Annotated in this window: 11 protein-coding genes and 1 pseudogene; 7 read left to right on the top strand and 5 right to left on the bottom strand. The window is 65.9% G+C overall.

Going from position 1 to position 11,056, the window contains the following annotated elements:
• Positions 1–90 precede the first annotated feature (90 nt).
• The gene (locus LMA02_RS30490; protein ID WP_228908742.1) at positions 91–1,017 is read right to left on the bottom strand and encodes a LysR family transcriptional regulator; all 927 of its coding nucleotides are present in this window, start codon (positions 1,015–1,017) and stop codon (positions 91–93) included.
• Between the two features lie 116 nt (positions 1,018–1,133).
• On the opposite strand from LMA02_RS30490, the gene pobA reads away from it, so the two are divergent.
• From pobA to LMA02_RS30525, 7 genes are all read left to right on the top strand, one after another.
• On the top strand, positions 1,134–2,366 hold the full coding sequence (gene pobA, locus LMA02_RS30495; RefSeq protein WP_175659896.1) for a 4-hydroxybenzoate 3-monooxygenase: 1,233 nt from the start codon (positions 1,134–1,136) through the stop codon (positions 2,364–2,366).
• 144 nt (positions 2,367–2,510) lie between these two features.
• Positions 2,511–3,227, top strand: coding sequence for a 3-oxoacid CoA-transferase subunit A (locus tag LMA02_RS30500; protein WP_228908743.1), 717 nt, complete (start codon positions 2,511–2,513; stop codon positions 3,225–3,227).
• 19 nt (positions 3,228–3,246) lie between these two features.
• A complete protein-coding gene (locus LMA02_RS30505; RefSeq protein WP_012365076.1) occupies positions 3,247–3,903 on the top strand; it encodes a CoA transferase subunit B in 657 nt (218 codons plus the stop codon).
• 88 nt (positions 3,904–3,991) lie between these two features.
• A complete protein-coding gene (locus LMA02_RS30510) occupies positions 3,992–5,365 on the top strand; it encodes a 3-carboxy-cis,cis-muconate cycloisomerase (protein ID WP_228908744.1) in 1,374 nt (457 codons plus the stop codon).
• Entirely contained in the window at positions 5,365–6,150 is a 786-nt protein-coding gene (gene pcaD, locus LMA02_RS30515; protein WP_012365078.1) for a 3-oxoadipate enol-lactonase, read from the top strand. The genes LMA02_RS30510 and pcaD overlap by 1 nt, the downstream gene beginning before the upstream one ends.
• A gap of 10 nt (positions 6,151–6,160) precedes the next feature.
• Complete coding sequence (gene pcaC / locus LMA02_RS30520) at positions 6,161–6,547, top strand: 4-carboxymuconolactone decarboxylase (protein ID WP_006749282.1); 387 nt, start codon at positions 6,161–6,163, stop codon at positions 6,545–6,547.
• A gap of 235 nt (positions 6,548–6,782) precedes the next feature.
• Positions 6,783–8,141 (top strand): MFS transporter, encoded by a 1,359-nt coding sequence (locus LMA02_RS30525; RefSeq protein WP_166722105.1) that lies wholly within the window; start codon positions 6,783–6,785, stop codon positions 8,139–8,141.
• A 124-nt stretch (positions 8,142–8,265) separates the two neighbouring features.
• On the opposite strand, the gene LMA02_RS30530 is transcribed toward LMA02_RS30525, so the two are convergent.
• From LMA02_RS30530 to LMA02_RS30545, 4 genes and pseudogenes are all read right to left on the bottom strand, one after another.
• Complete coding sequence (locus LMA02_RS30530; protein ID WP_006749284.1) at positions 8,266–8,514, bottom strand: hypothetical protein; 249 nt, start codon at positions 8,512–8,514, stop codon at positions 8,266–8,268.
• 107 nt (positions 8,515–8,621) lie between these two features.
• A complete protein-coding gene (locus tag LMA02_RS30535; protein WP_011659957.1) occupies positions 8,622–9,239 on the bottom strand; it encodes a LysE family translocator in 618 nt (205 codons plus the stop codon).
• A gap of 153 nt (positions 9,240–9,392) precedes the next feature.
• Entirely contained in the window at positions 9,393–10,253 is an 861-nt protein-coding gene (locus tag LMA02_RS30540; protein WP_416378691.1) for an alpha/beta fold hydrolase, read from the bottom strand.
• A gap of 344 nt (positions 10,254–10,597) precedes the next feature.
• A pseudogene (locus tag LMA02_RS30545) lies at positions 10,598–11,053 on the bottom strand (GMC oxidoreductase); the annotation flags it as partial.
• Positions 11,054–11,056 lie beyond the last annotated feature (3 nt).

Here is an 11,056-nt window from a genome sequence, read left to right on the forward strand (position 1 = left end):
ATCGAATGCGGCCGCCTGCGGCGGCGCGAATATCCGGTCATTGTTTCATGCTTTCGCGGCGCGTGTGTGCGGGCCGCCGCTCGCCTGGCTTCACTTCGGCCACTCGTCCTGCTCGTCGTTGAACAGCGACGCGACCACTCCGCGCAGCCACGCGGTACGCGGATCGTTGTGGAACTTGCGATGCCAGTGCTGCTTCAGGTCGAAGCGCGGCAGCGGCAGCGGCGGCTCGACCGGCACGATGAACGCGTGCTCGGCCGCGTACGCGTAGCCGATCGCGTGCGGCACCGTCGCGATCAGGTCGGTGCGGCTGAGGATGAACGGCAGGCTCATGAAGTGCGGCGTCTCGAGCACCGCGCGCCGGTGCATGCGCTGCTTTGCGAGGTATTTCTCGAGCACTTCCTGGCTGCGTCCTTCGGCGCGCACGACCGCGTGCCCGCAACCGAGAAACTGCTCGACCGTGAACGGCGGCGCCTGTTCGAACGGATGGCCGCGTCGCATCAGGCAGACGAACCGGTGCGTGAACAGCCGCTGCTGGAAGAAGTTGTTGCCGTCGAGATCGGGGAAGTAGCCGACCGCCAGATCGATCGAGCCGGCTTCGAGGCCGCGGCCGACTTCATCGTGCGCGGGCGAGACCGAGCGCAGGTTCGCATGCGGCGCGCGCGACGCGAACGCCTGCAGCAGCTTCGGCAGGAACACGATCTCGCCGACGTCCGACAGCGCGATCGAGAACGTATGCGTGCTCGCCGCCGGATCGAAGTCGTGCGGCGCGACGAGGCCGCGCTCGATCTGCGCGAGTGCGTCGCGCGCGGCCGGCAGCAGCGTGAGCGCGCGCGGCGTCGGCTCCATCCCGCGCGACGTGCGCACGAACAGCGGATCGCCGAAATACGCGCGCAGGCGGCCGAGCGCCGTGCTCACGCGCGGCTGGCTCACGCCGAGCAGGTCGCCGGCGCGGCTGACGTTGCGCGTGTCATCGAGCGCGACGAGGTAGGGAATGAGGTTCAGATCGAGCGTGTCCATCGTCAGGCGAGTATCTAGAAAGCGTATACAACATATCTCCTGAATCGCGTTGCTGCATAGTCGGGAAAGCGCTCAAATGTGTTCAATTACTCGAACCAATGTTCAGGAGACGAACAATGCGCACCCAGGTCGCCATCATCGGCGCCGGCCCGTCCGGCCTTTTGCTTTCCCATCTGCTGCGCCTGCAAGGCGTGGATGCCATCCTCGTCGAAGCGCGTTCGCGCGAATACTGCGAGAACCGCATTCGGGCCGGCGTGCTGGAACAGGGCACCGTCGACACGCTGAACGAAGCCGGCCTCGGCGAGCGGATGCGCCGCGAAGGGCTCGAACATCACGGCATCGAGCTGCTGTTCTCCGGCCAGCGCCATCGCATCGATTTGAGCGCGCTCACCGGCGGGCGCGCGATCACCGTCTACAGCCAGCACGAAGTCGTGCGCGACCTGATCGCGGCCGGCGACGCGCATGGCCACGCGATGCACTTTGAAGTCACCGACGTCGCGCTGCACGATGTCGAGAGCGAGCATCCGTTCGTCACGTTCAAGCACGCGGACGGCCGCGCGGACCGCATCGACTGCGACTACATCGCCGGCTGCGACGGCTTCCACGGCATCGCGCGCCAGACGATTCCCGCCGAGCGGCTGAACACGTTCGAGCGCGTGTATCCGTTCGCATGGCTCGGCATCCTCGCCGACGCGGCGCCGTCGCTCGACGAACTCGTCTACGCGCATCACGAGAACGGCTTCGCGCTGTTCTCGATGCGCTCGCCGACGGTCACGCGCCTCTACCTGCAGTGCAAGCCCGACGAAAACCTCGCCGAATGGTCCGATGCGCGGATCTGGGACGAACTGCACACGCGCTTCTCGAACGACACCGGCTGGACGCCGACCGAGGGCCGGATCACGCAGAAGAGCGTGACGCCGATGCGCAGCTTCGTCTCGGAGACGATGCAGCACGGCCGCCTGTTCCTCGCCGGCGATGCCGCGCACATCGTGCCGCCGACCGGCGCGAAGGGGATGAACCTCGCGGTGGCCGACGTCCGCGCGCTGTCCCGTGCGCTCGGCGCCCGCTACCGCGACGGCGACGCGACGCCGCTCGAGCGCTATTCGGCGACCTGTCTCGAACGCGTGTGGCGCGCCGAGCACTTCTCGTACTTCATGACGAACATGCTGCATGCGTCGCCGGACGACTCGCCGTTCGTCAATCGCCTGAAGTTTGCCGAACTGAAATACGTGACGCGCTCGCGGGCCGCCGCGCAGTCGCTGGCCGAAAACTACGTCGGCCTGCCGTTCGACGACCAGCCGACCCCCGAGGGATCCCGCCTTGACAACGCGCTGTGCGCGACTCTATGATCGGCCATCGTTCGCTAATCGAATCTCGGTTCGAATGGCGAACAAATACCGAAGGTCGACAACGGCCTCCGGCGCGGCACGCGACACGCGCGTGTCCCCTCGACAGGCCGCGCATCGTGCCGCGGGTTCGTATCAGGAAGAGACATGGTCAACAAGATTTTCGAATCGCTTCAATCGGCGGTCGCGGACGTCCACGACGGCGCGACCATCATGATCGGCGGCTTCGGCACGGCAGGCATGCCGTCCGAGCTGATCGACGCGCTGATCGAGCAGGGCGCGCGCGGCCTGACGATCGTCAACAACAATGCGGGCAATGGCGAGACGGGCCTCGCGGCGCTGCTCAAGGCGAAGCGGGTGCGCAAGATCATCTGCTCGTTCCCGCGCCAGAGCGACTCGCAGGTGTTCGACGCGTTGTACCGCGCGGGCGAGCTCGAGCTCGAGCTCGTGCCGCAGGGCAACCTCGCGGAGCGGATCCGCGCGGCGGGTGCCGGCATCGGCGGCTTCTTCACGCCGACGGGCTTCGGCACGAAGCTCGCGGAAGGCAAGGAAACGCGCGTGATCGACGGCAAGTCGTATGTGTTCGAGACGCCGATCCATGCCGATTTCGCGCTGGTGAAGGCGTACAAGGGCGATCGCTGGGGCAATCTCGTGTATCGCAAGACCGCGCGCAACTTCGGGCCGATCATGGCGAGCGCCGCGAAGGTCGCGATCGTGCAGGTGTCGGAAGTCGTGCCGCTCGGCGGGCTGAACCCGGAACACATCGTGACGCCGGGCATTTTCGTGCAGCGTGTCGTCGAAGTGCCGCAGGCCGCGCATGCGGCCGAGCTGGCTGCCGAACGTGCCGCATCCCAAGCCGCCTGACTGCCCTGAGGAACTCGAAATGAAACGACTGACCCGCGATGAAATGGCCAAGCGCGTCGCCCAGGACATCCCCGAAGGCGCTTACGTGAACCTCGGCATCGGCGTGCCGACGCTGGTGGCGAACCACCTCGATCCGAGCAAGGAGATCTTCCTGCACAGCGAGAACGGCCTGCTCGGCATGGGCCCGGCGCCCGCGCCCGGCGAGGAAGACGACGAGCTGATCAACGCCGGCAAGCAGCACGTGACGCTGCTCACCGGCGGCGCCTATTTCCACCACTCGGATTCGTTCGCGATGATGCGCGGCGGCCATCTCGACTACTGCGTGCTCGGCGCGTTCCAGGTGTCGGCGAACGGCGACCTCGCGAACTGGCATACCGGCGCGCCCGATGCGATTCCGGCCGTCGGCGGCGCGATGGACCTCGCGATCGGCGCGAAGCAGGTGTTCGTGATGATGGAACATCTGACGAAACAGGGCGAGAGCAAGATCGTCGCGCAATGCTCGTATCCGGTCACCGGCGTGCAGTGCGTGAGCCGCATCTATACCGATCTCGCCGTGCTCGACGTGACGGCCGACGGCCTCGCGGTGAGCGAGATCTTCACCGACCTGTCGTTCGACGAACTGCAGAAGCTGACCGGCGTGCCGCTGATCGACGCGACGCGCAAGGCCGCGGCCTGAACGGCAAGCGTGCCGGCGCGCGCGATCCCGCGCACGTCGGCACGCTTGGGTAGACAATAGGCGCACGCCGTTTCCCCACTCTGATGCCATGCTCGAAGACAGCGCCCGCCTGACCTCCCTCATCTGCGGCACCGAGCCGCTCAACCGGATCTGGTCGCCCCGCGCGACGATCCAGCGGATGCTCGACGTCGAAGCCGCGCTTGCGCGCGCGCTCGCCGCGCAGCAGGTGATTCCCGCCACTGCGGTCGCGCCCATCGAACGCGCGTGCGACGCCGATCGGCTCGACGCCGACGCGCTCGCGCACGGCGCGGCGCTCGGCGGCAATCTCGCGATTCCGCTCGTCAAGCAGCTCACCGCGCAAGTGAAGGCCGACGACCCCGAGGCCGCGAAGTTCGTCCACTGGGGCGCGACGAGCCAGGACATCATCGATACCGCGACCGTACTGCAGCTGCGCGACACGCTCGACGTGCTCGAGCCGCTGCTCGACGAAGCGTGCGCGTCGCTCGCGACGCTCGCGCGCACGCATCGCGCGACACCGATGATCGGCCGCACGTGGCTGCAGCAGGCGCTGCCGATCACGCTCGGCCTGAAATTCGCGCAATGGCTCGATGCGCTGCTGCGCCATCGCGCGCGCTTCGCCGAATTGCGCGAGCGCGCGCTGGTGCTGCAGTTCGGCGGCGCGGCCGGCACGCTGGCGAGCCTGCGGGAGCATGCGGCCGGCGTGAGCGCCGCGCTCGCGGCCGACCTGAAGCTCGCGGTGCCGGCCGTGCCGTGGCATACGCAGCGCGACCGCATCGCGGAAGCCGCCGCGTGCTTCGGGATGCTGACCGGCACGCTCGGCAAGATTGCGCGTGACGTGTCGCTGCAGATGCAGACCGAAGTCGGCGAGCTCGGCGAACCGGCGGCCGCCGGCAAGGGCGGCTCGTCGACGATGCCGCACAAGCGCAACCCGGTCGGTTGCGCGGCCGTGCTGACGGCCGCGGTGCGCGCGCCGAACCTCGTCGCGACCGTGTTCGCGGGGATGGTCCAGGAGCACGAGCGCGCGCTCGGCGGCTGGCAGGCGGAATGGGACGCGCTGCCTGACCTCGCGCGCCTGACCGGCGGCGCGCTCGCGCAGATCGCGCAGATCGTCGCGGGCCTCGACGTGAACACCGAACGCCTCGCCGCGAACCTCGACCTGACGCACGGGCTGATCCTCGGCGAAGCCGTGATGCTCGCGCTCGGCGACCGGATCGGCCGGCTCGATGCGCACCATGTCGTCGAGCATGCGTCGAAGGAGGCCGTGCGCACCGGCGCGACGCTGTTCGACGTGCTCGCCGCCGAAGCGACCGTATCGGCCCACCTGTCGCGCGACGCGCTCGCGCGGCTGCTCGATCCCGCACATTACGTCGGCGAGGCGCAGGCCTACGTCGACGCCGTGCTCGCGCTGCACGCGGGCGCGAACCAACCAGGAGAACATTGATGCCCTTCGCCACTGTCAACGGCGTGAAACTGCATTACCGGATCGACCGTGCCGCGCGCGACGACGCGCCGTGGCTCGTTTTCTCGAACTCGCTCGGCGCCGACCTGCAGATGTGGGCGCCGCAGATTCGCCCGCTCACGCAGCACTTCAACATCCTGCGCTACGACACGCGCGGCCACGGCCATTCCGATGCACCGGCCGGCTCGTACACGGTCGACCAGCTCGCGGGCGACGTGATCGGCCTGCTCGACCACGTCGGCATCGATCGCGCGCACTTCTGCGGGATCTCGATGGGCGGCCTGACCGGCGCCGCGCTCGCCGCGCGCTTCCCGTCGCGCATCGTGCGTGCCGTGCTGGCGAACACCGCCGCGAAGATCGGTTCGCCGGAAGTGTGGGCGCCGCGTGCGCAGAAGGCGCGTGCCGAAGGGATGGCCGCGCTCGCCGACGCCGTGCTGCCGCGCTGGTTCACCGACGCGTTCGTCGATCGCGAGCCGCGCCTGTTCGATGCGATCCGCGACACCTTCGTGCATACCGACAAGGACGGTTACGCGGCGAACTGCGACGCGCTGAACGCGGCCGACCTGCGCGAGGAAGTGAAGGGCATCGCACTGCCGGTGCTCGTCGTGACCGGTGCGAAGGACATGTCGACGCCGCCCGACCAGGGCCGTGCGCTGGCTGCGGCGATTCCCGGCGCGCGCCACGTCGAATTCGACGCCGCGCACATTTCGAACATCGAGTGCACCGACGGTTTCAACCGCGCGCTGCTCGACTTCCTGACCGCGTGAGGCACTGACGATGGACGACCAGCAACGTTATGAAGCAGGGATGAAGGTGCGTCGCGCGGTGCTCGGCGACGCGCACGTCGACCGTTCGATCGAGAACCGCACCGAGGTGACCGACGAATTCCAGAACCTGATCACGCGCTATGCGTGGGGTGAGATCTGGACGCGCGACGGCCTGCCGCGCCATACGCGCAGCCTGCTGACCATCGCGATGATGGTCGCGCTGAACCGCGGCGAGGAACTCGCGCTGCATCTGCGCGCCGCGCGCAACAACGGCGTGACGCGCGACGAGATCAAGGAAGTGCTGCTGCAGACCGCGATCTACTGCGGCGTGCCGGCCGCGAACTCCGCGTTCCATCTCGCGGACAAGATCTTCAAGGAACAGGATGGGGCCGCCTAGGTGGGGCCGCCTAGGTGGGGCGGCCTAGGCGAGGCCGGCTGAGCGCCGGCAGTGATCCGATCGCACGGCCGCCGATGCTGGCGAGCCGTGACGATCGACGAACGCGCCGGCGGCGAATCGGTGCGTGAATGAAGGCAAGGCGCGGCCACGAGGCCGCGCTTGTTGCATATATCAATGTTGGATGGGACCGAAGCGACCGCTTAAGCGCCAGTTTCGGCCGACAAGGAGACTAGCGATGAATCGCACACCCGTGGTCGATGTCCAGACCTTCATCAACGAGCAGCCGTTCGGCGGCTTTCAGTGGCTCGTATTCCTGATGTGTTTCGTGATCGTGCTGCTCGACGGCTTCGATACGGCCGCGATCGGCTTCATCGCGCCGTCGCTGCTCGGCGAATGGAACCTCACCAAACCCGATCTCGCGCCCGTGCTGAGCGCCGCGCTGTTCGGCCTCGCCTGCGGCGCGCTCGTGTCGGGCCCGTTGTCCGATCGCCTCGGGCGCCGCTCGCTGCTGCTCGGCTCGGTATTCCTGTTCGGCGTCGCGTGCCTCGTGTCCGCGTTCTCCACGACCATCGGGCACCTGACGATCCTGCGCTTCATCACCGGCGTCGGGCTCGGCGCGGCGATGCCGAACGCGGTCACCATGATGGGCGAGTTCTGCCCGGACAAGCGCCGCGCGACCGTGATCAACCTGATGTTCTGCGGCTTCCCGCTCGGCGCGGCGTTCGGCGGCTTCCTCGCCGCGTGGATGATTCCGCATTTCGGCTGGCGCAGCGTGCTGATGCTCGGCGGCGTGACGCCGCTGCTGCTCGGCGTGCTGTTGCTGCTGAAGATGCCCGAATCGGTGCGCTTCATGGTCGCGCACGGCCAGAGCGTCGACCGGATCCGCACGACGCTCGCGCGGATTTCGCGCGACGCGCTGAACGCCAGTTCGTTCGTGATGACCGAAACCGCGCCGCAGACGGGCAGCAAGGGGCTCGGCGTCGTGCTGTCGCGCTCGTACATCGTCGGTTCGGTGATGCTGTGGATCGCGTACTTCATGGGCCTCGTGATCTTCTACGCGTCGATCAACTGGATGCCGATCCTGCTGAAGGACGCCGGCCTCACGCCGAAGAGCGCGACCCTGATCTCCGCGCTGTTCCCGCTCGGCGGTGTCGGCGCGGTGCTGTGCGGCGTGCTGATGGACCGTTTCAACGCGAACCGTGTGATCGCCGTGTGCTATGCGCTGACCGCGATCAGCGTGTATGCGATCGGCCAGGCGGCGGGGAATGTGGGGCTGCTCGTGCTGGTCGTATTCATCGCCGGCGTGCTGATGAACACCGCGCAATCGTCGATGCCGGCGCTCGCCGCCGCGTTCTACCCGACCGAAGGGCGCGGCACGGGCGTGGCATGGATGCTGGGTGTCGGCCGCTTCGGCGGGATCGCCGGATCGTTCCTCGTTGCGGAGCTGACGCGCCGACACTTTTCGTTCGCGGGCGTGTTCGGGACGATCGCGGTCGCGGGCCTGCTCGCATGCCTCGCGTTGCTGATCAAGCAGATGGCGCGGCCGCATGGCGTTGCGCAGCCGGGCGGCAAGATCGAGTCGCTCGGGCATTGAGCGCAATCGGGGCCGGGGCAATGCGCCGGCTCCGCGTGGGTTGCGGTGGGTCGGAAGACGGCCGACGCGTAACAGCAGACCGGACCGCGTCAGCGGCCCGTTGATTTTCACGGCCGCGGCGCCGTTACTCCTCCGCGTCGTGTTCCTTGACGAAGTTGCGCAGATACGCGCGCAGCGCGGCCTCCCGGCTGCGATGATCGGCGAGGTTCGCGGCGCCCATGTCTTCCTCTTCACCGAACATCGTCGGCGGCGCGCAGTAGATGCCGATCTCGATGTCTTCGCGCAGCACGCGGATCTCGTGCGTCAGCGGATGGTACTCGGCAATCCAGTGCATGCCCTCGATGTGCTCGCCGGCTTTCAGCATTGGCTTCACGGCAATCTCCATGCAGTTGCGCCGCAACCGCCGAAGCGGTTGCACGCGCCCGTACCGAAAGGGTACGCCTGCATGACGTGAAGCTCAACGGGTGCGCTGGTGCGCGCTTACTGCGGCAGCAGATGCGCGATGAGCGGATACAGCGACAGGATCAGCAGCACGGCCATCGTCACGTTGAAGATGCGCAACGCGCGGCGGTTCGACAGGAAGCGGCGCAGGCCGAGGCCGAACGCGGCCCACAGGCAGATGCACGGAAAGCCGATCAGGATGAACACGACGGCCATCCACGCGGCGTTCATCCCGTAGTCGGCGGACAGGCGGATCGTCGTCGCGGCGGTCAGCACCATCATCCACGCCTTCGGATTGACCCACTGGAACGCGGCGGCTTCGAGGAGCGTCATCGGGCGTGGCTTGGCGCCTTGCGCCTTCACTTCGCCGGACGTGCCGATCCGCCATGCGAGGTACAGCAGGTAGGCGACGCTCGCGATTTCGAGGATCGTGTACAGGACCGGCATGCGGCGGAACGCTTCGCCGAGACCGAAGCCGACGCACAACATCAGGATCGCGACGCCGATGCTGATGCCGAACAGGTGCGGCATCGTGCGGCGGAACCCGAAGTTGACGCCGGAGGCGAGCAGCATCGTGTTGTTGGGGCCGGGCGTGATCGACGTGACGAGCGCGAACAGCATGCCGGCGGGCAACGCGCTCAGGGTGAGGAATTCCATCGTGGATTCTCCATTCGTGTTCGAGACTGGGATGGAGTCAGTGTAGCGACGGTTTTCGGTACAGTACCGGTACAGTTATGTTGACGGATGCCGGTACGGGGGAGGGGGAGGGGTGCTCGGCGCTGGTCGCCCTTATGGGCGCTATCTTCAAACTTATTGGCCAAGGAACTCGAGCGCCTTCGGCACGAAGTCGGCATAGAACTGAAACACCCCGCCGTGGCCCGAATCAGGGTAGATGATGAGCGTGCTGTTCGGCAGGCGCCGCGCCAGATCTTCCGAGTTCTTGCTTGGGACCATCCGATCGCTGTCGCCGTTGACAACTAACACCGGGTTCTGCACCAGCGATAGGTTCTCTGGCTCTTTCCGGCCCCATGCGCGAATCGCCTCCAATTGAGCCAGAAAAGCGGTGATGGAGATTTTCTTGTCGCGGTTTTCCGAACGCTCCGTCAAACGCGCCAGAAACGCCTTTCCAGCTTCGATACCGTTTGGCGTACGAGTGAAGAACAGATATTGCTTCGGATCCTGGCCGGTGAGGAAACCTCGAAGCATGTCGTAAAAGGTAACGCTGGTCACGGCACTGATGCCTTCCCCGCCGGCAGGACCCGTTCCCGCGAGAATCATCTTGCGGACGAGTTGCGGCTGCTTCAGCACGACTTCCTGGGCAACCATGCCGCCCATCGAAAAGCCAAAAAGATCGACCTTCGTGAACCCCATGGCCTTGATGAAGTTGATGGCATCATCGGCCATCTGCTCAATCGAATTCGATGGTGCGCCACTGGAAGCTCCGACACCGCGATTGTCGAACGTGATCACATGATGCTCCGCCGCGAGGCCGTCCACCACTCGGGGGTCCCAATTGTCCAGCACGGCAGCCAAGTGGGTGAGGAAGATCACCGGTGTGCCAACATGTTCCTTCCCAAGCTCCCGATACGCGAAATCCACTCCGCCTGCAGTGATGGTCTGCGTTGGCACGTCCTTCCATCTGACTTCGCGTTCCTGTTGCTGTATCGGCATACTCGCCTTCTCGTTATCTGACGATAACTCGACTGCCCGAACTGGCGAGGAAATGAGCGTTGCGGCCAGGGCTAGTCCGATGACACCTGACTTCAATAGATGTCGCATTGCATTAATCTCCATGACCATTCCTTGACGACGCCAATAGCGAAAAAATCGTGATCCGCGATCAAGCCCGTATGTACTTGGTGCGATACCTGAAGCCGCCCGGTGCCGATACTGTTCGACGGGTCTGCGCGTCAAATGGTTACGTACCCAGCGCCTCACTCATGGACGACTTGGCGAGACCGTTGTGGAGCGCGCTGCCATTGGGAAGGCTCAACGGCTGGTTCAACGGGGTGGCGTTAGTTGTATGCGGAGTGGTCATGGGAGACACTCGGACGATGACGATGGGGAACATGCGACGACTTTGCTGGAATGTGGGACATCGCGTGCTCAGTCAGCGCGGTGATAGTGAGACTGGGATTCACACCAAGGTTGGCACTGAGCATCGAGCCGTCACAGATCAGCAAATTTTGATAACCGAAGACGTGGTTCTGAGCGTCCATCACGCCGCGCTCGGGCGAGTCCGCCATTGCGCATCCGCCCATGCAATGCGCCGTGGTCGGAATGTTGAATAGAATTTCCGTCAGCAACGTCGTCGGGATGCCGCCCAGCGCCTTCGCCCCCTTTTCAACAAAGTTGTTGGCTTCAGGGATGAAGGTAGGGATCGGGCCGCCTTCAGTGCACAATTGCTTGCCAAACGGCCAATACCAGCGACGCTTGAACTGCATGTTGATAAAGGCGTCCACCGTCTGCATTAC

Source organism: Burkholderia sp. B21-005 (assembly GCF_020843965.1).
Taxonomy (GTDB): Bacteria; Pseudomonadota; Gammaproteobacteria; order Burkholderiales; family Burkholderiaceae; genus Burkholderia; species Burkholderia ambifaria.

Coding starts and splice junctions, on each gene's coding strand:
- LMA02_RS30490 (WP_228908742.1), bottom strand. CDS start 1,017: ATGGACACGCTCGATCTGAACCTCATTCCCTACCTCGTCGCGCTCGAT.
- pobA (WP_175659896.1), top strand. CDS start 1,134: ATGCGCACCCAGGTCGCCATCATCGGCGCCGGCCCGTCCGGCCTTTTG.
- LMA02_RS30500 (WP_228908743.1), top strand. CDS start 2,511: ATGGTCAACAAGATTTTCGAATCGCTTCAATCGGCGGTCGCGGACGTC.
- LMA02_RS30505 (WP_012365076.1), top strand. CDS start 3,247: ATGAAACGACTGACCCGCGATGAAATGGCCAAGCGCGTCGCCCAGGAC.
- LMA02_RS30510 (WP_228908744.1), top strand. CDS start 3,992: ATGCTCGAAGACAGCGCCCGCCTGACCTCCCTCATCTGCGGCACCGAG.
- pcaD (WP_012365078.1), top strand. CDS start 5,365: ATGCCCTTCGCCACTGTCAACGGCGTGAAACTGCATTACCGGATCGAC.
- pcaC (WP_006749282.1), top strand. CDS start 6,161: ATGGACGACCAGCAACGTTATGAAGCAGGGATGAAGGTGCGTCGCGCG.
- LMA02_RS30525 (WP_166722105.1), top strand. CDS start 6,783: ATGAATCGCACACCCGTGGTCGATGTCCAGACCTTCATCAACGAGCAG.
- LMA02_RS30535 (WP_011659957.1), bottom strand. CDS start 9,239: ATGGAATTCCTCACCCTGAGCGCGTTGCCCGCCGGCATGCTGTTCGCG.
- LMA02_RS30540 (WP_416378691.1), bottom strand. CDS start 10,253: ATGCCGATACAGCAACAGGAACGCGAAGTCAGATGGAAGGACGTGCCA.